18 protein-coding genes are annotated in these 21,256 nt (G+C 62.3%); 7 read left to right on the forward strand and 11 right to left on the reverse strand.

What is annotated here, in order from left to right; genetic code table 11:
* Positions 1 to 2 precede the first annotated feature (2 nt).
* The 4 genes from AZF01_RS15010 to AZF01_RS15025 form a co-directional block, all read right to left on the reverse strand.
* Entirely contained in the window at positions 3 to 1,025 is a 1,023-nt protein-coding gene (locus AZF01_RS15010) for an LLM class flavin-dependent oxidoreductase (RefSeq protein ID WP_024707583.1), read from the reverse strand.
* Positions 1,026 to 1,232: 207 nt separating this feature from the next.
* Positions 1,233 to 1,439, reverse strand: a complete 207-nt coding sequence (locus AZF01_RS15015; protein ID WP_024707584.1) for a hypothetical protein — start codon at positions 1,437 to 1,439, stop codon at positions 1,233 to 1,235.
* A 66-nt stretch (positions 1,440 to 1,505) separates the two neighbouring features.
* Positions 1,506 to 1,730 (reverse strand): 30S ribosomal protein S21, encoded by a 225-nt coding sequence (rpsU, locus tag AZF01_RS15020; protein WP_024707585.1) that lies wholly within the window; start codon positions 1,728 to 1,730, stop codon positions 1,506 to 1,508.
* 247 nt (positions 1,731 to 1,977) lie between these two features.
* On the reverse strand, positions 1,978 to 2,187 hold the full coding sequence (locus tag AZF01_RS15025) for a cold-shock protein (RefSeq protein ID WP_024707586.1): 210 nt from the start codon (positions 2,185 to 2,187) through the stop codon (positions 1,978 to 1,980).
* Positions 2,188 to 2,629: 442 nt separating this feature from the next.
* On the opposite strand from AZF01_RS15025, the gene AZF01_RS15030 reads away from it, so the two are divergent.
* Positions 2,630 to 4,405: an AsmA-like C-terminal region-containing protein gene (locus tag AZF01_RS15030; RefSeq protein WP_024707587.1), complete on the forward strand. Its 1,776-nt coding sequence runs from the start codon at positions 2,630 to 2,632 to the stop codon at positions 4,403 to 4,405.
* A gap of 80 nt (positions 4,406 to 4,485) precedes the next feature.
* Here AZF01_RS15030 and AZF01_RS15035 read toward each other — a convergent pair whose 3' ends face one another.
* From AZF01_RS15035 to AZF01_RS15045, 3 genes are all read right to left on the reverse strand, one after another.
* Positions 4,486 to 5,127, reverse strand: a complete 642-nt coding sequence (locus tag AZF01_RS15035) for an outer membrane beta-barrel protein (RefSeq protein ID WP_024707588.1) — start codon at positions 5,125 to 5,127, stop codon at positions 4,486 to 4,488.
* Between the two features lie 190 nt (positions 5,128 to 5,317).
* Positions 5,318 to 6,193 carry a LysR family transcriptional regulator gene (locus AZF01_RS15040; protein WP_024707589.1) on the reverse strand — a complete coding sequence of 292 codons (876 nt, stop codon included), beginning with the start codon at positions 6,191 to 6,193 and terminating at the stop codon, positions 5,318 to 5,320.
* Positions 6,194 to 6,539: 346 nt separating this feature from the next.
* Positions 6,540 to 7,718: an NAD(P)/FAD-dependent oxidoreductase gene (locus AZF01_RS15045; protein ID WP_036236739.1), complete on the reverse strand. Its 1,179-nt coding sequence runs from the start codon at positions 7,716 to 7,718 to the stop codon at positions 6,540 to 6,542.
* A 124-nt stretch (positions 7,719 to 7,842) separates the two neighbouring features.
* Here AZF01_RS15045 and AZF01_RS15050 point away from each other — a divergent pair, with 124 nt between their 5' ends.
* The 6 genes from AZF01_RS15050 to AZF01_RS15075 all read left to right on the forward strand — a co-directional run bounded on the left by AZF01_RS15050 (position 7,843) and on the right by AZF01_RS15075 (position 15,941).
* On the forward strand, positions 7,843 to 9,300 hold the full coding sequence (locus AZF01_RS15050) for a glutamine synthetase family protein (protein WP_024707591.1): 1,458 nt from the start codon (positions 7,843 to 7,845) through the stop codon (positions 9,298 to 9,300).
* Positions 9,301 to 9,346: 46 nt separating this feature from the next.
* Positions 9,347 to 10,636 carry an FAD-binding oxidoreductase gene (locus AZF01_RS15055; protein ID WP_036236747.1) on the forward strand — a complete coding sequence of 430 codons (1,290 nt, stop codon included), beginning with the start codon at positions 9,347 to 9,349 and terminating at the stop codon, positions 10,634 to 10,636.
* A gap of 122 nt (positions 10,637 to 10,758) precedes the next feature.
* The gene (gene zwf, locus AZF01_RS15060; protein ID WP_024707593.1) at positions 10,759 to 12,231 is read left to right on the forward strand and encodes a glucose-6-phosphate dehydrogenase; all 1,473 of its coding nucleotides are present in this window, start codon (positions 10,759 to 10,761) and stop codon (positions 12,229 to 12,231) included.
* 27 nt (positions 12,232 to 12,258) lie between these two features.
* The gene (pgl, locus tag AZF01_RS15065) at positions 12,259 to 12,957 is read left to right on the forward strand and encodes a 6-phosphogluconolactonase (protein ID WP_024707594.1); all 699 of its coding nucleotides are present in this window, start codon (positions 12,259 to 12,261) and stop codon (positions 12,955 to 12,957) included.
* 50 nt (positions 12,958 to 13,007) lie between these two features.
* Entirely contained in the window at positions 13,008 to 14,831 is a 1,824-nt protein-coding gene (edd, locus tag AZF01_RS15070) for a phosphogluconate dehydratase (protein WP_061449706.1), read from the forward strand.
* Between the two features lie 423 nt (positions 14,832 to 15,254).
* Entirely contained in the window at positions 15,255 to 15,941 is a 687-nt protein-coding gene (locus tag AZF01_RS15075; RefSeq protein WP_156484738.1) for an outer membrane protein, read from the forward strand.
* Positions 15,942 to 16,171: 230 nt separating this feature from the next.
* On the opposite strand, the gene AZF01_RS15080 is transcribed toward AZF01_RS15075, so the two are convergent.
* From AZF01_RS15080 to AZF01_RS15095, 4 genes are read right to left on the reverse strand one after another with little or no spacing between them, the layout of a single operon-like run.
* Positions 16,172 to 17,269, reverse strand: coding sequence for an ABC transporter ATP-binding protein (locus AZF01_RS15080; RefSeq protein WP_024706982.1), 1,098 nt, complete (start codon positions 17,267 to 17,269; stop codon positions 16,172 to 16,174).
* Positions 17,270 to 17,286: 17 nt separating this feature from the next.
* Positions 17,287 to 18,948: an alpha-glucosidase family protein gene (locus AZF01_RS15085; RefSeq protein ID WP_024706981.1), complete on the reverse strand. Its 1,662-nt coding sequence runs from the start codon at positions 18,946 to 18,948 to the stop codon at positions 17,287 to 17,289.
* A gap of 51 nt (positions 18,949 to 18,999) precedes the next feature.
* Positions 19,000 to 20,142, reverse strand: a complete 1,143-nt coding sequence (locus tag AZF01_RS15090; RefSeq protein ID WP_024706980.1) for a carbohydrate ABC transporter permease — start codon at positions 20,140 to 20,142, stop codon at positions 19,000 to 19,002.
* On the reverse strand, positions 20,143 to 21,153 hold the full coding sequence (locus AZF01_RS15095; RefSeq protein ID WP_024706979.1) for a carbohydrate ABC transporter permease: 1,011 nt from the start codon (positions 21,151 to 21,153) through the stop codon (positions 20,143 to 20,145).
* Positions 21,154 to 21,256: the final 103 nt, after the last annotated feature.

Genomic DNA, 21,256 nt, shown 5'->3' on the forward strand with positions numbered 1-21,256 from the left:
CGTCAACGCCAGCCGAGACCCGGCGCGACATGTTTCAGGATTGCCTCGATCACATGGGCGTTATAGGCGACGCCCAGCTGGTTGGGCACCGTCAGAAGCAGCGTGTCGGCCTCGGCGATCGCCTCGTCGCCCTTCAACTGTTCGATCAACCGGTCGGGCTCGGCCGCATAGGAGCGGCCAAAGACGGCGCGCGTCTTCTCGTCAAGATAGCCGATCGTGTCCTGCTCGTTGCCGCCGCGGCCGAAATAGGCGCGGTCCATGTCGCTGACAAGCGCGAAGATCGAACGGCTGACGGAAACGCGCGGGCTCCAGTCGTGGCCGGCCTCCTTCCAGGCAGCGCGGAAGGCGCGAATCTGGTCGGCCTGCTGCCTGTGCAACGGCTCCCCCGTCTCATCGAACTTCAGCGTCGAACTTTGCAGGTTCATGCCAAGCCGCGCCGCCCACTCGGCCGTCGCATTGGTGGCCGACCCCCACCAGATGCGCCTGCGCAGGCCTTCGGAATGCGGCTCGATGCGCAACAGGCCGGGCGGATTGGGAAACATCGGACGCGGATTGGGTTCGGCAAAGCCCTTCCCTTCGAGACGATCCAGGAAAAGCTCGGTGTGACGGCGCGCCATCGCCGCATCATCCTCGCCCTCTTGCGGGATATGGCCGAAATGTCGCCAGCCGTCGATCACCTGCTCGGGAGAGCCGCGCGAGATGCCGAGTTGCAGGCGTCCGCCCGCAATCAGATCGGCGGCGCCGGCGTCTTCGACCATATAGGCCGGGTTCTCGTAGCGCATGTCGATCACGCCCGTGCCGATTTCGATCCGACTGGTCTTCGCGCCGATCGCGGCGAGCAGCGGAAAGGGCGAGGCAAGCTGGCGGGCGAAATGATGGACGCGGAAATAGGCGCCATCGGCGCCGAGCGCCTCGGCGGCCACGGCCAGATCGATCGACTGGAGCAGCGCGTCTTCCGCCGAACGCGTGCCGGACTGCGGCGACGGCGTCCAGTGCCCGAAAGACAGAAATCCGATTTTCTTCATGGTAGGCAAACCTTTCATCTGCGGGCGAACCCCGCAAGGGATGACACGCCTGTTGCGGCGCCTGTTGTCCCGTTATGTGCACACCGCGGCGGCCGTCTTCAATTCTCCGGGTGATGAACACTGTGTCTTCGACGGCATTGTCTACCGCAAACGAGAAACGGCCCGCCGGAAGGCAGGCCGTTTAGGCAATGAAAGGATGCGCGCGCCTCAGGCGGAGCGCTTTGCCTTTTTCTTTGCGGGCGCCGGTTCGGCCGCCTCGCGCTCCAGCCGCAAACGCCTGAGGCGCTCGGTTTTGGACTGCAATTGCGTTGCCTCTTCCGCGATGATCGCTTTTGCCGTGCGGTCGGTAATCGATGCCTTGTCGGAGGCCGACATCCGTCCGGGCTTGAAGAATTCATCTTTGGTTGCGGTCATGCACGGGTCTCCTTCGAATGGAGAATTTGCGGGCCGGCAGCCTGGGCGGCTGCCCGTTTCAAGCCCTTACCGCTTCTTGCGCGACGGGATCAGTCCTTCGCGCTGCAGCTGCTTGCGCTTCAGTTTGCGCAGGCGGCGCACGGCCTCGCCTGCCTCGCGGTTACGTTTTTCCGAAGGCTTCTCGTAAGAACGACGCGCACGCATCTCCCGAAAGATGCCTTCGCGCTGCATTTTCTTCTTCAGGACGCGAAGCGCCTGATCGACATTGTTATCTCTTACCAGTACCTGCAAGAAAACCTCCTTGTTCCAGTTTCCGTTTCTCCGCATCCGCCCGCCGCGCAGGTCCGGAACCGGACGCGCAGGAGCGGAGCGAAAACAAAAAGGCCGGGACTAACCCGACCTCCTCTGTTGTCACTGCCAGTACATCCGTGGTCAGCGACAGCGATGACAAATTACGTCGGGCTTGAATAGACGAAGAATTTCCGTCTTGCACGATCCGGCTGCCAGTACATCCGTGGTCAACCGGGAAAGCAAAAAATCAAGCCGCCTGAAGGTTGTCGGCCGCGCTCTTTCCAGAGCGATTATCGCGGACAATGTCGTAGCGAAGTTTCTGTCCGTCATTCAGCGACTGCATACCAGCGCGCTCCACGGCAGAGATGTGCACAAACACGTCCGTGCTGCCATCATCGGGCTGGATGAAACCGAAGCCCTTGGTGGCGTTGAACCATTTGACGGTGCCATTATTCATAACGATTTCCTTTCAATCGTCGTGATTTCCGCAATACCTCGCGGAGTTAGATCGATTTTGAGAGGAAATCAGACGGAGCCATACGGCCCTCGGACAACGTCGCAAGCAATGGTCGATGACGGTGATATAGGCCCTTGCCCTGCAGAATGCAATGGCAGACGGCGAATTAACTCGGATCGAACCGGTCCGCGCGGGCGAAGGCAGAGCCTTTCCTCGGATGCGGGACCGGCCAAAAACATCTTTTGATTGCCGTACCCATCCGCCGCACGCTATCCTTCCCGCCCGGGCTGATACTCGGCCAGACCGCAGCCGTCTTCCGCCTGCCCTTAGCCTTGGCGATTGTGTCCTCTCCGATTTTCCGCTATCGCCCCACAATGTTCTCAGCAACCGAAGACCCGCCCCGATGAGAAATCCCAAGAAATCCAAGCGATCGGAAAGGCGCATGGGGCGCCCGGCGCGTATCCTGCTCGCTATCGTCCTTCTCGCCGGCGTTGCGGTCTATTATCTGGTCCCCGTCATCATCACGCCGCAAGCCATGGCCGACAACCTGGAAGACGAACTGTCCGGCTGGCTCGGTGCGCCGGCAACCATCAGCGGCGATCTCGACATCAGCTACTGGCCGCGACCGAGAATTACGGCGACAGCCGTTTCCGTCGCCCGGCCGGACGGCACCGGACCGCTGATCTACGGCAACAGCGCCCGGCTCGTCGCCGATTTCGGCTTTATCGGCGCCCTTTCCGGCAGGCCGTCCTTCTCCGATCTGAAGCTTGACGGAGCGGTTATCATACTCGAGCAGCCGGACGAGGCGAGCGGACCGCCGGCAAACGCGCTGGGAAAGACGATCGCAAACCTGCGCGGAGGCAACGATACGCCCGGACGCTCGGCTGGCCCCGGCGCGCTCTCGGTGACCAACAGCACGCTCGGTTTTACCGAAAAAGGGGAAACGCGCGTCATCAAGGGCGTCAATGCCGAACTGGACTGGCCGACCCTTTCCGGAAGAGCCAGCCTCTCCGGATCGGCGATCCTGGCCGAACGCGACACGACGCTGTCGCTGGAGGCCGGCAAGGCGGCGGGCCTGATCGCCGGAAACGCCTCGCCGATCAATCTTTCCATCACCAGCCAGACCGCCGATATCCGCTTCGACGGCACGGCCTCCAGCAGCCGCCCCTACCTGCTGAATGGCACCTTCTCGCTTTCCACAAGCGCGCTGCAGGAACTGATGGCAAGGATGGGCGTTGAATCAAGCCTGTTGCGCAATGTCGACAACGCGTCCCTGAACGGCAAGGTCTCGCGCAGCGGCGGTTCGCTGCGTTTCTCCCCGGTGGACCTGACGATCGGCGCAGCCAAGGGCAACGGCGTTCTCGACATCGTTCCGTCTTCGCCGGAAGGGCCGGCCGGGATTTCCGCGACCATGGCGCTGCAGGACATCTCTCTGCGCGACGCGCAATCCTCGCTCGCGGCCTGGATCGATGCGGTTGCCCCCGTCGATGAAGGGGACGACGGCGACAACCTGCCGCTGCCGGAGCTCGACCTGCGCGTTTCGGCAGGAAGCGTCAGGCTGTCGGACCTGACGCTTCGGGACGTTGCCGCCAGCATTATCCGCACCGGCACGCAGACGAGTTTCGACATTGCCGACAGCCTGCTGGATGACGGTTCCCTCTATGCGCATCTCGCCGTGCGCACCGATGGCTTCGCAACGATCCGCATGAATGCCGAGAATGTGCGTTCGGCCCCTCTTTTCAAGCAGATGGGGTTCAGCGTTCCGCTTGAAAGCAATCATTTCGACCTGGAAATGTCCTACGAAGCGCGGTTGCCGCTGAGCGCGGGCGCAAATGACGACGTGAGCGGCCGGTTCAGGTTTTCCGGGCGTGAGGGCAGCCTGATCTGGCTCGATCTCGGCGACATCCTGCAATCCGCTGCGACAAGCAATAATTTCGCATTCTCTCCGCTGAAGCGCGAGCCCTTCGCGTTCACCTCGGTTTCGGGCCGGGGCAGCGTTTCCGGCACCAATATCCATCTGGACGAAATGGTCATGAAAACGGCGGACGGCCGGGTACGGCTGGAGGGCGATGTCGATATCGGCTCCGGACAGATCGAGGCCATGCTGACGCGCTGGAACCGGAACGCCGAGAAGGAACCGGTTTCCGTCAGGATCAGCGGCAATGCCCTTGCCGCGCTGGCCCGCCGGATCGAGACGCCCGCCGACCTGCTGGAATGACAATCCCCTGCGCTTCGATGCATCGGAAAGGGCGCAGCCGATCCGCACCCATTCCCGGGACTTCAGAGCATGTCCGCGCGTCAGAAACGGTAGCGGAGGCCGACCTGGGCAACCGGGTAGAACTTGTAGTCCTTGGCTGCATTGCGGAAATCGTCGATGCTGTCCTGCAGCGGCTGGTAGACCGTGCCAGACCAGCTTTCCTGAACATCGGGCGTACCCATGTAGTAGGCGCCCAATGAGAAATCCAGCGATATCCTGTCATTGAGATCGGCGTTGTAGCCAATGCCGAAATAGGGCTGGAAGTCGTATTCCGGCGTCAGCTTGACCTCGGCCGTTTCCACAACGTCAAGATAGGGATTGTACATTGAGAACGTGCCCTTGGCATTGTCGTCCGTGTAGCGTGCCCCGACCGAGATGCGGAAATCAGACTGGTTGACGTAATAGTCGAGCGTGGCGCCGACCGTCAGCACCTTGAACGTGCCCTCGTAATCAGCGCCCTCATAGGTGCCCGAAGGCTCGTAGCTGAAACCGGCGACAGTTCCGCTGAGGCCGAAGCTCTCGTTGAGCTTGTAGATGCCCGTCAACCCGACGCCGAGCGTACCGGCCGATGGCTCGATGGCGAGTTCCTGGGCATTGGCCGCAGGTATGATCGCCGTCAAAGCCGCTGCCGAGACAAGGATGGAAAGAAGATTTCTGCGCACGCCGTTCTTTGTGTGAACCATTTCATTACCCTGCTTTGATCCAATTTCCGCCCAAGGCTAGGGGAAACTTGTTAAGCCTTTCTAATTTCAAGGATTTGCAGGCTTCAACCTGTGACAACGCTGACATTCCCGGCACGAAGCCGAAAGAGCGGGTTTGACCGTCCCCGTGACATTTTTACAACGCGGCGGGTCGGGTTCGGTCCGCGTCGTTTCAGTACTCCGAGTCCGCCCTTTTCCCAGCGTAGAGCGCCAATCGCGCTCTCATGAACTTCGCCAGCCGGTCGGCCACGCGCCGCACGGCGCGGCGATGGCGTTCCTCGTCATGCAGAACGAGCCACTGACCGTGGCTCAGATCGCCGATGACCGCCCCCGCTCGGGCAAGGCTCTGGTTGGTATCGCCGATGAAGCAGGGCAGGACGGCGATGCCGGCGCCCGCCTCGACGAGGTCGAGCATGGTGCGGGGGCGGCTTGCCGACAGCACGATCGCAGACGCCCGGGCTTCATGCGGCCATTTCAGGTAATCGGAAATCGCCGCCTCCCGCGTGACGGCGATCCAGCGCTGCCCGGCCGAGGGCGGCGCATTTCTCGCCCTGAAGGGCGCATAGGCGACGGTTCCCAGCCTGAGCGCGGCAAGATTGCTTTCCTCGGGCTCGAAGGAGCGGATCCCGATGTCGTTTTCGCGGTGGGCGAGGCTCGCGCGCGCTTCGCCGACGAGCAGTTGCAGGCGGAAGGGGTCATCCTCACGGCAGATCTCGCCGATATGGGCCGAAATCAGAAACGCATTCCAGGTGCCGAGCGCCAGGCGGACCAGTTGCGGCGCCGCCGCCTCGCCGCGCCAGTCATCGATCCTGCGAAAGCTCCCGTCCGCCCCCGTCAGCAACGCGTTCAGGGTTTCGCCCTCGGGCGTAAGACTGTAGCCGCGCTGGCTGCGCACGAACAGCGCGCGCCCGAGGCGGCGTTCGAGATCCAGCATGTGCCGGCCGGCCGTGGCGGGACTGACGCCGTGCTCCGCCGCAGCGCCGCTCAATCCGCCATGGCGGATCACGGCGAGGAAAAGCTGATAGTAGGACCAGGGTATGTTTTTCATCAGTGAAAAATAACCTGCATTCCAGCGCGTTTCAAACGACAATTTTCGCTGGTATTTTTCAGGCAGTCCACAGGGAGCGCCCGGCGAGAGCGCGAAGCCTCCCGCCCTCCCCGACAGGAAAGCCCGATCGTCGACCGGTCTCGAACGACCGTCGAATGACCGACAGGAGTGATAGCCATGACACGCAGAACCGGAACCAGACGGCTGCTGAGCCTTTACTATACCCAGGAGTATCGGCCTCTATCCGAAGATGACTATTATGAACGGTTCTCCGGGAGCCCGCCCGCTTTCTGGAGGAGGCCAAGTCGCGTCATCGGCGGTTTCCTGCTGTCGACGGCGGGACTTCTCACAGCGCCTCGCCGGCAGCGACGCCGGAGGCCCAGGCCCACTGGAAATTGTAGCCACCGAGCCATCCGGTGACATCGACGCATTCGCCGATGAAATAGAGTCCCGGCACCGCGCGTGCCTCCATCGTCCGTGACGAGAGTGCCTCGGTATCAATGCCGCCGAGCGTGACTTCCGCCGTGCGGTAGCCCTCGGTTCCGGCGGGCTTGAACTGCCAGTCCTGGATCGAAGTCGCAAGGTGAGCGAGCGCCTTGTCGGAAAGATCGGCAAGATGGCCCGCCGCGCCGGCACGCTCGGCGAAATACTGCGCCAGCCGTTTCGGCAGCTGGGAGGCGAGCGCGCTCGCGGCCCCCTGCCGTCCGTTTTCGCGCTTTGCCGCCGTGAGCACGTCAGCGAGGGCAATATCCGGGCTGATCCTGACGTTCACCGCGTCGCCGGGCGACCAGTAGGAGGAAACCTGCAGGATTGCAGGACCGGAAAGACCGCGATGGGTAAAAAGCATGGCCTCGCGAAACCGCCCGGTTCGGCATGCGACCTCGACCGGAACGCCGATACCCGTCAGCGGCTGCAATTCCGCCTGCAGGCCCGGATCGAGCGTGAACGGCACAAGGCCAGGCCGCGGCTCGACGACGCGAATGCCGAAGCGACCGGCGACCTCGTAGGCAAAGCCCGTCGCGCCCATCTTGGGGATGGACTTGCCACCGGTGGCAATCACCAGCGCCCGTGCGGTGGCCCGCTTCCCCTCAAGCGACAGCGTGAAACGATCGCCGGAATGTTCAAGAGCGGCGACGGCCGTCTCCAGCCTGATCTCGACATTGCCGGCCCGACATTCGGCCAGCAGCATGGCGATGATCTCCTTCGCCGAGCCGTCGCAGAAAAGCTGCCCGAGCGTCTTCTCGTGCCAGGCGATGTTGTGGCGGTCCACCATCGCGATGAAATCCGCCGGCGTGAAGCGCGCGAGCGCCGATTTGGCGAAATGCGGATTCTCGCTCAGGAAGTTTTGCGGGCCGGCGCCGATATTGGTGAAGTTGCAGCGGCCGCCGCCGGAAATGCGGATTTTCTCGCCGGGTTTCCTCGCGTGATCAACGAGAAGAACCCTGCGTCCCCGTTTTCCCGCGCGTGCGGCGCACATCAACCCCGCAGCGCCTGCGCCAACAATGATCACATCGAATTCATCCATGATTTTCCGCCTGTTCCCGTGCGGCTCTGGTTGCATCGGCGCAGAGAAAGTCAACATGCCCCCTCGCCAAGACGCGCGCCGTGGTTATGATACGCCCACGCGCAATGACAAACCGGCGAGTGAAATGCCAGTAAAAAAGACGACGATCAAAGCCGCAAGCAGAACGCACACAAGCAAGGTCAAGCGGGCGAAGAAACCCGCAAAGCCCGCAGCCCCCTCGCCGCCGCGCGGCGTGGAAGACTGGAAAGCCGCAGCCCGCTGGCTGAAGCTGCGCAGCATCGAGGACATCGAGTGCATCACGCCGGATCTTGCCGGCGTGCCGCGCGGCAAGATGATGCCGTCCTCGAAATTCACCTCCAACACCTCGCTTGCCCTTCCCTCCGCGCTCTATCGCCACACGATCTCCGGCGAATATCCCGACGAGAGCGGCAGCTTCCGTTACGAACCGCGCGACAGCGACCTCAAACTGGTGCCCGACCTCTCGACGCTGACGGCGGTGCCCTGGGAGACCGATCCGACCGCACAGGTGATCTGCGATGTCGTCGGCGCCGACGGGGAAGAGGTGCCCTATACGCCGCGCAACGTGCTCAAGCGCGTGGTCGAGCTTTACGAGAAGCGCGGCTGGCGGCCGGTGGTGGCGCCGGAAATCGAGTTCTACCTCGTCGCCAAGAATGACGATCCTGACCTGCCGCTGACCCCGCCGGTCGGCCGCTCGGGCCGTCCGATCGTCGCCGGACAGGCCTATTCGATCGCCGGCATCAACGAGTTCGATGAACTGATCGACGACATCTACCATTTCTGCGAGGCCCAGGGGCTGGAAATCGACACGCTGATCCATGAGGAAGGCCCCGCCCAGCTCGAGATCAATCTGCGCCACGGCGATCCGCTGGAGCTTGCCGACCAGGTGTTCTATTTCAAGCGCACCATTCGCGAGGCGGCGACCAAGCACGGCACCTTCGCCACCTTCATGGCAAAGCCCATGCAGGGCCAGCCAGGTTCGGCCATGCATATCCACCAGTCGGTCGTGGACATAGAGACAGGCCGCAATGTGTTCTCGCTCGAAAACGGCGAGCCCTCGCCGGAATTCTTCCATTTCATCGGCGGCATGCAGAAATATGTTCCGTCCACGCTGGTGATGATGGCGCCCTATGTGAATTCCTACCGTCGGCTGACGCCGGACATGGCCTGCCCGGTCAACACCGCCTGGGGCTATGACAACCGCACCACCGCCTTCCGTATTCCGGTTTCCGACCCGGCGGCACGGCGGGTGGAAAACCGGCTGCCGAGCTCGGACGCCAATCCCTATCTGGCGCTTGCCGCGTCGCTTGCATGCGGCTATCTCGGCATCGAGAACCTGGTCGATCCGTCGGCCCCGACGGCCGATACCGCCAATGAGGGCGTCATCGACCTGCCGCGCGGCCTTCTGGAGGCGCTGGCGCTGATGGAAGGCGAACTGGCGCTCGGTCCCGTGCTGTCGCGCGAGTTCATCGATCTTTACGCCGGCATCAAGCGCGGCGAATTCGAGACCTTCATGCAGGTGATCAGCCCCTGGGAGAGGGAATTCCTGCTGCTGCATGTATGATATGGACGCCGGCGAGGGTTTGACGAGAGAATGGAGCGACGGAGACATGGTTTGGCAAAGCCCGATTGCCCCGGGAATTTCATGGTACCAGGCGACGCTTCCCGAACGCCCGACCTATCCGGCGCTTGACGGTTCGACAACGGCGGATGTTGCCGTCATCGGCGGCGGCTTCACCGGCCTGCAGGCGGCCTGCCAGCTGGCCGAGGACGGCGTCGACGTGGTGCTGATCGATGCCGCCCGTTTCGGCGACGGCGCCTCGGGCCGCAACGGCGGACAGCTTGGCACCGGGCAGCACTGGTGGCCGGAGGAACTCGAGACGAAGCTCGGCGCGGAACGGTCGCAGGCTTTCTTCCGCATAGCGGAGGAAGCGAAGTCCCACCTGCTCGACTTCGCCCGCAAGCACAAGGTCAATATCGATTTCAAGCCGGGCCAGCTCAGCGTCGCCCACAAGCGCGGCATGGAATATACCTACCGACGCCATGTCGAGACGCTGGCCGAACGCTACGATTATCCGCATCTCTCCTTCATGAGCAAGGCCGAGACGGCAGAGCGACTCGGCTCGGACCGCTTCTTCTGCGGCATCCGCGATATCGGTACGGGCCATATCCATCCGCTGAAGCTCCTCGTTGGTATCGCCGGGGCCGCCGCCGCCGCCGGCGCACGCCTTCATGAAATGACCAAGGCGGAGAACATTGACCACGTCGACGGCAAGAACGTGATCGAGACCGCCCGTGGCTCGATCACGGCGGAGCGCGTGCTGATTGCCTGCAACGGCTATATCGAGGATCACCTCGAGCCGAAGACGGCCTCGAAAATCATGCCGATCCGCTCCTTCATCGCCGCCACGACCCCCGTGAAGAAGGACCGCAAGATCCTGCCCGGCGGCGAATCCGTCGACGACAGCCGTTTCGTGGTGCGCTATTTCCGCAAGGCGCCGACGGGCGAGATGCTGTTCGGCGGTCGCGAGGTCTATTCCGCCGACAATCCGAAGAATATTTCCAGGCATCTCAGACGGCAGATCGCCGAGATCTATCCGCAACTGAAGGACGTCGAGATCACCCATGCCTGGGGCGGCTCCGTCGGCATCACCATGCCGCGCCGCCCGCTGGTGCACGATATCATGCCCGGCGTCACCTCGATCGGCGGTTTTTCCGGCCATGGCGTGATGCTGTCAAACTATTGCGGCAAACTCTATGCGGACGAGATTGCGGGGCGCTCGCTTGATCTGGAACTTTACCGGGATTTGGATATACCATCCTTTCCGGGCGGCGGTCCGCTTCGCAAACCCTTGCTGTTTCTCGCCCTGACATGGTTCGCGCTTCGCGACCGGTTCTAGCCGGATGCGGCGCGACCGACGGGCCGGAAAGACAAGAATCCGATTTTTCGGAATGGGACTGGCATTTTTAAATCGATTTGATAAAACGACACCAACCCTGTTGACGATTGAGAGGACTGACCATGAGCAGTCAAATGATCCCCGTTGAACCCTTTGACTATGTCGTCTTCGGCGCCACCGGCGACCTGACGGAGCGCAAGCTTCTGCCTGCGCTCTACCACAGGCAGATTGCCGGCCAGTTCACCGAGCCGACGCGCATCATCGGCGCGTCCCGCTCGGAGCTTTCGTCCGAGGATTTCCGCAAGCACGCGCAGCAGGCGCTGAAGGAGCACCTGAAGCGCGGCGAATATGATGACGAGCAGGTGAAGAAGTTCCTGGCCCGCATCGAATATGTGCCGGTCGATGCGACGACCAACAAGGGCTGGGACGCGCTGAAGAAGATGCTGGAAGACGGCAAGGACCGGGTCCGCGCCTTTTACATGGCCGTGGCTCCCAGCATTTTCGGCCCGATCTGCGACGGCATCCGCGACCACAAGCTGATCACCAAGCAAACCCGCATCGTCGTGGAAAAGCCGCTCGGGCGCGACCTCGATTCGGCGCTCAAGCTCAACGACATGATCGGCAAGGTGTTCAGGGAAGAACAGGTCTTCCGCATCGACCACTATCTCGGCAAGGAAACGGTGCAGAACCTGATGGCGCTGCGCTTTGCCAATGCGCTCTACGAGCCGCTGTGGAACGCCAATCACATCGACCATGTGCAGATCACGGTTGCCGAGGAAGTCGGCCTTGAAGGCCGCGCCGGCTATTACGACAAGTCCGGCGCGCTACGCGACATGGTGCAGAACCACATCCTCAACGTGCTCTGCATGGTGGCGATGGAAACGCCGCATTCCATGGAAGCCGAGGCCGTGCGCGACGAGAAGCTCAAGGTGCTGCGCTCGCTCAAACCCATTACCGATGAGAATGCCGGCTATCTGACCGTGCGCGGCCAGTACCGCGCCGGCGCATCCAAGGGCGGGCCGGTCAAGGGCTATCTGGAAGAACTGGAAGGCGAGTCCAACACCGAGACCTTCGTCGCCATCAAGGCGGAGATCGACAACTGGCGCTGGGCGGGCGTGCCCTTCTACCTGCGCACGGGCAAGCGGTTGGCGAGCCGGCTTTCGGAAATCGTCATCACCTTCAAACAGATCCCGCATTCGATTTTCGGGCCGAATGCCGGGCGCATCGCGTCCAACCAGCTGGTGCTGCGCCTGCAGCCTGACGAGGGCGTGAAGCAGTGGCTGATGATCAAGGATCCGGGCCCGGGCGGCATGCGCCTGCGCCAGGTGGCGCTCGACATGAGCTTCGCCCAGGCCTTCGACGTGCGCAACCCGGACGCCTATGAGCGGCTGCTGCTCGACGTCATCCGTGCCAACCAGACGCTGTTCATGCGCCGGGACGAGGTCGAGGTCGCCTGGCGCTGGGTCGATCCGATCCTGAAGGCCTGGGAAGAGACCAACCAGCCGGTGCAGGGCTACACCGCCGGCACCTGGGGCCCTTCGAAGTCGATCGCGCTGATCGAGCGGGACGGCCGTACCTGGCACGAGCCCATGTGAGGCGACGAAACACCAGCCGAGAGCATCATGACCAAGAACATGCACACATTTGACGATGGCGCCCGGCTTGCGGCCCGTCTTGCCGGCGATGTCGCCGACAAGCTGGCCGAAGCCGTCGCCGAGAAGGGAGCGGCCTCCATCGCCGTTTCCGGCGGTTCGACGCCGAAGGCTTTCTTCCGCACGCTTTCAAAGGCGGATATCGACTGGGAAAAGGTGACGATCACCCTCGTCGACGAACGGTTCGTCCCGGAAGACAGCCCCCGTTCGAACCACAAGCTGGTGAAGGAAAACTTGCTTCTGGGCCCGGCCGCCGCGGCGCGCTTCATTCCGCTTTACCAGAATGTAAAGACCGCCGAGGAAGCCGCCGAGATCGTCACCAACAAGGTTTCGGCGACAAGCCTGCCCTTCGATGTCGTCGTGCTCGGCATGGGAACCGATGGCCACACGGCCTCGTTCTTCCCAGGAGGCGATACGCTTGCAAGGGCGCTCGACATGAAGACGCCGGCCGGAGTGATGTCCATGCATGCCGAAGGCGCCGGCGAGGCCCGCCTGACCTTCACCTTCTCGAGTCTCGAAAATGCCGGCCTTCTGGTGTTGCACATCGAAGGCCAAGAAAAGATGGATGTTCTGGAAAAGGCCCTTGCCGGCAACGACGAAACGGAAATGCCCATCCGCGCCGTTCTTTCAAGAGCCACCTCCCCCGTGAATATCTACTGGGCGCCCTGACAATTCTGCCGGGCGCCTTCCGCGTTTCTTTCTGAAAACAGGAAAAGCCCATGACCGCCGATCCCCGCATTGCAGAGATCACCGCCCGCATCGTCGAGCGGTCCAAACCCACGCGCGAAGCCTATCTCGATCGCGTCAGCCAGGCCATTTCCAAGGGCGTGCACCGCTCGGTCCTGTCCTGCGGCAACCTTGCCCATGGCTTTGCCGTCTGTTCCCCCGCCGAAAAGGAGGCGCTGTCCGGCGACAGCGTGCCCAATCTCGGCATCATCACCGCCTATAACGACATGCTCTCGGCGCATCAGCCGTTCGAAACCTTCCCGCAGACGATCCGCGAGGCCGCGCGCGAGGCCGGCGGCGTCGCCCAGGTCGCCGGCGGCGTGCCGGCCATGTGCGACGGCGTCACCCAGGGCCAGCCGGGCATGGAACTGTCGCTTTTCTCCCGCGACCTGATCGCCATGGCGGCTGCCGTCGGGCTCTCCCACAACATGTTCGACGCGGCCGTCTATCTCGGCGTCTGCGACAAGATCGTGCCCGGCCTCGCCATGGCGGCGCTGACCTTCGGCCATCTGCCGACGATCTTCATTCCCGCAGGCCCAATGACGACGGGCCAGGGCAATGACGAGAAGTCGCAGATCCGCCAGCTCTATGCGGAAGGCAAGGTCGGCCGCAAGGAACTGCTGGAATCGGAATCGAAATCCTACCACGGCCCCGGCACCTGCACCTTCTACGGCACGGCGAACTCCAACCAGATGCTGATGGAGATGATGGGCCTGCACATGCCGGGCGCCTCCTTCATCAACCCGAACACGCCGCTGCGCGAGGCGCTGACGAAGGAAGCGGTCAAGCGCGCCATCGCCATCACCGTCAACGGCAACGAGTTCACGCCAGTCGGCCAGATGGTCGACGAACGCTCGATCGTCAACGGCGTTGTCGGCCTTCACGCCACGGGCGGCTCGACCAATCACACCATGCACCTGATCGCCATGGCCCGGGCCGGCGGCATCCAGCTGACCTGGCAGGATATCTCGGACCTTTCCGACATCGTGCCGCTTCTGGCGCGCGTCTATCCGAACGGTCTTGCCGATGTGAACCACTTCCACGCCGCGGGCGGCATGGGCTACCTCATCCGCCAGTTGCTGAACGCCGGCTTCCTGCACGACGATGTCCGCACCGTCTTCGGCGAGGGCATGGAGGCCTACGCGATCGACGTCAAGCTCGGCGAAAACGGCACCGTCAGCCGCGAGCCGATCGGCAACGGCCCGAGCGCCGACCCGAAGGTCCTGACCACCCAAGACAAGCCATTCCAGCCCAATGGCGGGCTGAAGATGCTGAAGGGCAATATCGGCAAGGGCGTGATCAAGATCTCCGCCGTCAAGCCCGAACGCCGCCTCATCGAGGCGCCCGCCATCGTCTTCCACGATCAGCAGCAATTGCAGACGGCCTTCAAGGCGGGCGAACTCAACCGCGACTTCATTGCCGTGGTGCGCTTCCAGGGGCCGAAATCGAACGGCATGCCCGAACTGCACCGCCTGACGCCGCCACTCGGCGTGCTGCAGGACCGCGGTTACAAGGTTGCGCTCGTCACCGACGGCCGCATGTCCGGCGCTTCGGGCAAGGTGCCCGCCGCCATTCACGTGACACCGGAGGCCAAGGACGGCGGACCAATCGCCAAAATTCGAGACGGCGACATGCTTCGGCTCGATGCAGAGAACGGCACGCTGGAAGCGCTGGTTCCGGCGGATGAGTTCGACGCCCGCGAGGCCGCGACCGCAGATCTCTCCGGCAATGAATTCGGCATGGGGCGCGAACTCTTCGCCCCCTTCCGCCACCATGTCGGCACGGCCGACGAAGGCGCAAGCGTCGTCTTCGGCTGAAATCGCGCGCCCGGCGCATGAAGACGCGCCGGGCATTCTGCCGCGTCCGGCGGGTCGGCAACCCGGTTTTCTCGCGTCTGCATCGCGGCGTCGCGCCTGTACCGCACCATCAGCGCGGTGCACGTCTGCACGCATCCGGGCATCTGACGCAGTTGCTCCCGGCATCGTTAACACACTGATTCAATCCGTGATCGCCTGCCGTATTCCGTGCGCTTTGCTGCCACTAAATAAACAAAAGCGGGCTTTAATCGGGGGCCACGGGAAACAATTTCCCGACCCTTTTCGTTTGGGGGGCATGGAATCAATCGTGCGACCGACACAGTGTAGCATTCCGGCAACAGAGACAGCCGATCTGATGCATTTTCGGAGAATTTAATTGAACGATTGATCACGTGAACCATTTCTCCCTCATCGAAAGACAAGATGGAGACTGTAATGAAGAAAATTCTTCTCGCTTCCGCCGCGATCGTCGCAATGGCCGCCTCCGCCGAAGCGGCCGATGTCGTCGCCACGCCGGCGCCCGCCGAACCCTATGTCGCCCCGCAGGTCATCCCGCAGACCTTCAACTGGTCGGGCTTCTACCTCGGCGGCACCGGCGGCTACGACTGGGCAACGGCCAACATGCACTACAATGGCGCCCAGGTCGGCAGCGACGACTTTGACGGCGGCAAGCTCGGCGGCTTCGCCGGCTACAACTATCAGTTCGACAACAACATCGTCGTCGGTGTCGAAGGTGAGCTGGACTACAACTGGAATGAGCAGACCTACAGTGTCGGCCTGCCTTACAGCGTGAAGGCCGGTTCGGACTGGGAAGGCTCGGTCCGTGGCCGCGTCGGCTACGCGTTCGACAACGCCCTGCTCTACGCAACGGGCGGCTGGGCGATCGCCAACGGTTATGTTGACGGCAACGGTCTCAACCAGGACCAGGCCTTCAACGGCTGGACTGTCGGCGCCGGTCTCGATTACGCCCTTTCCAACAACGTCTTCGCCGGTCTGGAATATCGCTATACCGACTTCGGCAAGAAGGACTTCGACGGCGCGCTCTCCGGCTTTGAAGCGAAGGACTACACGTCCAACCGCGTCATGGCCCGTGTCGGTTACAAGTTCTGATCCTTGCGGCGGGGCGCATTGCCCCGCCACTCTTTACCGTCGCACTCCTCCCCTCCCTGCGCCGGAAAGAAGAAGCCCCGCCGGTTATGCCGGCGGGGCTTTTTAGAACGCCGTGCATCCATTCGGATGCACAAAGGACGCTCTAACCTATTGAATCTACGCATCGTGCTTTCCGAAAATCGATTCCGATTTTCGGGCCGATGCTGTAGTCGGGCCATTCGTTTTCGGGTTCAGCGGTAGAGGTAGCTGTGGCCCTTCTCGTCGAAGAGATGGCGCTTTTCCGGATCGGCGGCAAACCGCATCGTATCGCCGGGCCTGCCCTCGTGGATGCCGGGCAGCTTGACGATAATCGGGTCCTCGTCGATCAGCTCGCCCTCGATATAGATGAGCGTGACCTCGCCGAGCGCCTCGATGATAGAGACCTTGCCCTCGAACAGAAAGTCCTCGCCGTCCTCCGCCTCGCGCACATCTTCCGGACGCACGCCGAAGCTGGCGCTCTTGCCCATATCCCCTTCCGGCGTCTTGACCGGAATTTCGAGGCGCTTGCCGTCCTTGAGCTCAATCTCGGTCGTCTCGCCCGTGCGGGTGATCTTGGCGGGCATGATGTTCATGGCCGGCGAGCCGATGAACTGGGCCACAAACAGGTTCGCCGGGCGCTCGTAGAGTTCCAGCGGCGGGCCGACCTGTTCGATATAGCCGCCAGAAAGCACCACGATCCGGTCGGCAAGCGTCATCGCCTCCACCTGGTCGTGGGTCACGTAGATCATCGTCGTCTCGGACATCTTGCTGTTGAGCTTGGCGATCTCGATACGGGTCGCGACACGCAGCGCCGCGTCGAGGTTCGACAGCGGTTCGTCGAACAGGAACACCTTCGGATCGCGGCATATGGCCCGGCCGATCGCCACGCGCTGGCGCTGGCCGCCGGAAAGCGCCTTGGGCAGGCGATCGAGATAGGGCGTGATCTGCAGCATCTCCGCGGCAGCCCTGACGCGCCGGTCGATCTCTTCCCTGCTTTCCTTGGCGATCCGCATGCCGAAGGCCATGTTGTCATAGACCGACATGTGCGGATAAAGCGCGTAGGTCTGGAACACCATGGCGATGCCGCGCTTGGAGGGCGGGATCTGGTTGACGACCTGCCCGTCGATCGCAATCTCGCCGCCGGAGATTTCCTCCAGGCCCGCGATCATCCGCAAAAGCGTCGATTTGCCGCAACCCGACGGGCCGACAAAGACGACGAACTCGCCGGGATTGATGTCGAGGTCGACGCCGTGAAGCACCTCGACATTGCCGTAGGATTTCTTGACCTTCTTGAGGGTAACACCAGTCATCTTTCGCCCCTTTTCCCCTATGCGCTCTGGCGGGCGAAATAGCCGCCCCAGGCAGGAAGTTGTACCATGGTCCCGTCCTCCTCGGCGGAGAAACCGTGGTCGCCGGTTGAAAACGCGGTCCATGCGCCTTCGGGCAGCCGGACCTTTGCCGGCTCGGCCGACATGTTGAACACGCAAAGAACCGTTTCGCCCGCCCCTTCACGCGTGAACACCAGCACGGCATCGTCGCCCGAGGAAAGGAAACGGATCGCGCCCTTGGCAAGCGCCGGGTGCGCCTTGCGGAAGGCGAGGAAGCGGCGGTAGTGCTCAAGCACGGAGGAAGGATTGCCGGCCTGCACGTCAACGGCCTTCATCACGTGATCGGCCGAAACCGGCAGCCAGGTTTTCTCCGCGGTCGAAAATCCGGCATTGGCCGCGCCCGCCTGCCACGCCATCGGCGTGCGGCAGCCATCGCGGCCCTTGAACTCCGGCCAGAACTCGATGCCATAGGGGTCCTGCAGGTCCTCAAAGGCGATATCGGCTTCGGTCAGACCGAGTTCCTCGCCCTCGTAGAGGCAGATCGAACCTTTCAGCGTCATCAAGAGGGCGCCGAGCATCTTGGCATAGGCCGTCTGGTCGGCGACATCCGCGCCCCAGCGCGTGAGGTGCCGCACCACATCATGGTTGGAGAACGCCCAGCAGGCCCAGCCTTCCGGAGCGGCCGCGTCGAAGGCATTGATCGAATCGATCACGCGCTTCGGCGTCACCTGCTGTGGAGCCAGGAATTCGAAGGCGTAGCACATCTGCATCTTGTCGTCGCCGGACGTGTACTCGCCGACGATCTCGAGACCGCGCTGACTGTCCCCCACCTCGCCGACAGCGGCAATCGCCGGATACTCCTCCATCAGCGCGCGCAGGCGCTTCAGGAATGCGAGGTTCTCCGGACGGCTCTTGTCGTAGAGATGTTCCTGGTAGTTGTAGGGATTGACGGCCGGCGCCGTGCTGTCGTTCCTGCGTTCGGGCGCCAGCGCCGGGTTGTCGCGCAATTCCCTGTCGCAGAAGTAGAAGTTGATCGTGTCGAGACGGAAACCGTCGACGCCGCGTTCCAGCCAGAAACGCGCCGCATCGAGCAATGCATCCTGAACGTCCGGATTGTGGAAGTTCAGATCCGGCTGCGAGACCAGGAAATTGTGCATGTAATATTGCAGCCGGCGCGAGTCCCACTGCCAGGCCGAGCCGCCGAAGATCGACAGCCAGTTGTTGGGCGGCGAGCCGTCGGGCTTTGCCTCGGCCCAGACATACCAGTCGGCCTTCGGATTGTCGCGGCTGGCGCGGCTTTCCATGAACCAGGGGTGCTGGTCAGAGGTGTGGGACAGCACGAGGTCGATCATGATCTTCAGACCCAGGGCATGGGCCTTTTCGATCATCGCGTCGAAATCGGCGAGCGTGCCGAACATCGGATCGATGTCCTTGTAGTTCGACACGTCATAGCCGAAATCCTTCATCGGCGAGGTGAAGAAGGGCGAGATCCACACGGCATCGGCGCCAAGCCCGGCAATATAGTCGAGCCGGTCGGCAATGCCGCGGATATCGCCGACGCCGTCGCCGTCGGAATCCTGGAAGGAGCGCGGATAGACCTGGTAGATGACGGCGCCGCGCCACCAGTCCTTGTCCGCGGTGTTGAGGGTGTGTTCGGTCATTGTTTTTCTTTTCTGTATCCTGATGTCACGGTTTTCAGTGAGGGGCGGCCATCAGCCGCCCTTGACCGAACCGGCCAGAAGGCCGCGCACGAGATAGCGCTGCAGGGCAAAGAACACGATCAGGGGCACGATGATCGACACGAAGGCCGATGCTGTCAGGATCTCCCAGTTTCCGCCGCGCGAGCCGAGCAGTTCCCGCAACCGCGCCGTCAGCACGATCGTCTGTTCGGAATTGCCGAGGAACACGGTCGCCACCAGAAGGTCGTTCCAGGTCCAGAGGAACTGGAAGATCGCAAAGGAGGCGAGCGCGGGATAGGAGAGCGGCAGGATGATCTTGTTGAAGATGGTGAAATCATTGGCTCCGTCGACGCGCGCCGATTCCATCAGCTCGCGCGGCAGGCCGGCGATATAGTTGCGCAACAGATAGATTGCCAGCGGCAGGCCGAAGCCCATATGCGCCAGCCATATCCCGACATAGGTCTTGGCGGGCACGCCGAAGGTCTGACCGATCGCATTGTACATCTTCAAGAGCGGGATCAGCGACATCTGCAGCGGCACGACGAGCAGGCCGACAACAACCGCCAGAAGCAGGTTGCGGAAGGGAAACTTCATCCAGGAAAGCGCATAGGCCGCATAGGCCGCCACCAGGACCGGGATGATGGTCGAGGGGATGGCAACCGTCAGCGAGTTCAGAAACGATTGCCCGATGCCCTCCGCCGTCAGCACGTTGCGGTAGTTTTCCAGCGTGAAGCGCGGCGGGATCTCGGCGGTAACGAAGATCCGCTCGCCGCGCCTGCCGAAGGGTTCCGGCGAGGTCAGGCGATAATCCCCGTTCTCCTCGACGCGCAGCTGCATGCCGTCATCGAGATCGACGGTCTGGCCGACCTCGTATTCCTCTGGACTGAGCGAGGAGGTGCCGAAGCGCGACACAACGCCTGCGCCGCCTTCCAGAGCATTGCCGGCATTGATGTAGAGGCCGCCCTCTTGCGTCTGCCCGGCCTCGCCCGGCGTGCGGTAAATCAGGTTCTGCGTCGACGTGGCAAGGGACGTCCACCAGCCCGAGGCGACGATCTGGTCCTTGTCGCGCAGCGAGGTGACCAGCAGACCGAAGGTCGGGATGGTCCACAGCACCACGAGAACAAGGACGGTGATATGCGAGAACCAGACAAGCGGTGATTTCTTGTGCGAATACATTTACCGGCCCTCCATCTCTTTGCGCGCGTTGCGGATGTTCCAGACCATGATCGGAATAACCAGAACCATGATGACGATGGCGATGGTGGCGCCGCGGCCGAAATCTCCGCCGCCGCGGAACATCCAGTCGAACATGAGGTTGGCGAGCACTTGCGTATCCCATTGCCCGTTGGTCATCGCGAGAACGATATCGAAGATCTTCAGGACAATGATGGTGATCGTGGTCCAGACGACCGCGATGGTGTTGTAGATCTGCGGAATCATGATCTTGAAGAAGATCTGCACCCCGTTGGCGCCGTCGATGACGGCGGCTTCGATGGTCTCCTCCGGAATGCCGCGCAGCGCTGCCGACAGCAGCACCATGGCAAAGCCGGTCTGGATCCACAAGAGAATGACCATCAGGAAGAAATTGTTCCAGAAGGGCATGGCGATCCACACATGCGGTTCGCCGCCCATGGCCACGACGATCGCGTTCAGAATGCCGATCTGCTCGCTGCCTTCGCCGCGATAGTCATAGACGAATTTCCAGATGACCGACGCGCCGACGAAGGAGATCGCCATCGGCATGAAGATCATCATCTTCGCGAAGGAGCCCCACCAGATGCGGTCCGTCAGCCAGGCGATGATCAGGCCGAAAAAGGTCGACAACGCCGGCACGAAGACCAGCCAGAGCATGTTGTTGAACATCGACTGGCGGAATTCGGAATCCCCGAACATCCAGCGGTAATTGGCAAGCCCGACATAGGTGTCGCCAGAGGCGCCGTGAAGCGAATACCAGACGGATGCAACGACCGGATAGACGAGGTAAACGCCAAGCGACAAAAGCGCCGGACCGAGGAACAGCCAGGGGCGTATCATCCCCGAGACGCGCAGATTGCGCGCACCATCTGCGGGGTCCTTGGTCTGCGACGGAAAAATCAGGTCGAGTAACTTGTTGGAGCCGTAGAAATAGGCCACTGCAGCGGCAACGCCGATGACCACAGCCAACAAGGCTTTTAAAATCTGTTCCACGCCGTTTGTCTCCCTAGAACGGATATGAAACTGAGTTCGCCGGACCGTTCTGTTCTTGCCTTTTCAGCTTTTCGACGCTCGCCCGAGGCGAACCGAACCCAGC

It is taken from the genome of Martelella sp. AD-3 (assembly GCF_001578105.1).
GTDB lineage: Bacteria > Pseudomonadota > Alphaproteobacteria > Rhizobiales > Rhizobiaceae > Martelella.

Excerpts from the sequence above, each read along its gene's own strand:
- AZF01_RS15010 (WP_024707583.1), bottom strand. The coding sequence starts at position 1,025 with ATGAAGAAAATCGGATTTCTGTCTTTCGGGCACTGGACGCCGTCGCCG.
- AZF01_RS15015 (WP_024707584.1), bottom strand. The coding sequence starts at position 1,439 with ATGACCGCAACCAAAGATGAATTCTTCAAGCCCGGACGGATGTCGGCC.
- AZF01_RS15025 (WP_024707586.1), bottom strand. The coding sequence starts at position 2,187 with ATGAATAATGGCACCGTCAAATGGTTCAACGCCACCAAGGGCTTCGGT.
- AZF01_RS15030 (WP_024707587.1), top strand. The coding sequence starts at position 2,630 with ATGGGGCGCCCGGCGCGTATCCTGCTCGCTATCGTCCTTCTCGCCGGC.
- AZF01_RS15035 (WP_024707588.1), bottom strand. The coding sequence starts at position 5,127 with ATGGTTCACACAAAGAACGGCGTGCGCAGAAATCTTCTTTCCATCCTT.
- AZF01_RS15040 (WP_024707589.1), bottom strand. The coding sequence starts at position 6,193 with ATGAAAAACATACCCTGGTCCTACTATCAGCTTTTCCTCGCCGTGATC.
- AZF01_RS15045 (WP_036236739.1), bottom strand. The coding sequence starts at position 7,718 with ATGGATGAATTCGATGTGATCATTGTTGGCGCAGGCGCTGCGGGGTTG.
- AZF01_RS15050 (WP_024707591.1), top strand. The coding sequence starts at position 7,843 with ATGCCAGTAAAAAAGACGACGATCAAAGCCGCAAGCAGAACGCACACA.
- AZF01_RS15055 (WP_036236747.1), top strand. The coding sequence starts at position 9,347 with ATGGTTTGGCAAAGCCCGATTGCCCCGGGAATTTCATGGTACCAGGCG.
- zwf (WP_024707593.1), top strand. The coding sequence starts at position 10,759 with ATGAGCAGTCAAATGATCCCCGTTGAACCCTTTGACTATGTCGTCTTC.
- pgl (WP_024707594.1), top strand. The coding sequence starts at position 12,259 with ATGACCAAGAACATGCACACATTTGACGATGGCGCCCGGCTTGCGGCC.
- edd (WP_061449706.1), top strand. The coding sequence starts at position 13,008 with ATGACCGCCGATCCCCGCATTGCAGAGATCACCGCCCGCATCGTCGAG.
- AZF01_RS15075 (WP_156484738.1), top strand. The coding sequence starts at position 15,255 with ATGGAGACTGTAATGAAGAAAATTCTTCTCGCTTCCGCCGCGATCGTC.
- AZF01_RS15080 (WP_024706982.1), bottom strand. The coding sequence starts at position 17,269 with ATGACTGGTGTTACCCTCAAGAAGGTCAAGAAATCCTACGGCAATGTC.
- AZF01_RS15085 (WP_024706981.1), bottom strand. The coding sequence starts at position 18,948 with ATGACCGAACACACCCTCAACACCGCGGACAAGGACTGGTGGCGCGGC.
- AZF01_RS15090 (WP_024706980.1), bottom strand. The coding sequence starts at position 20,142 with ATGTATTCGCACAAGAAATCACCGCTTGTCTGGTTCTCGCATATCACC.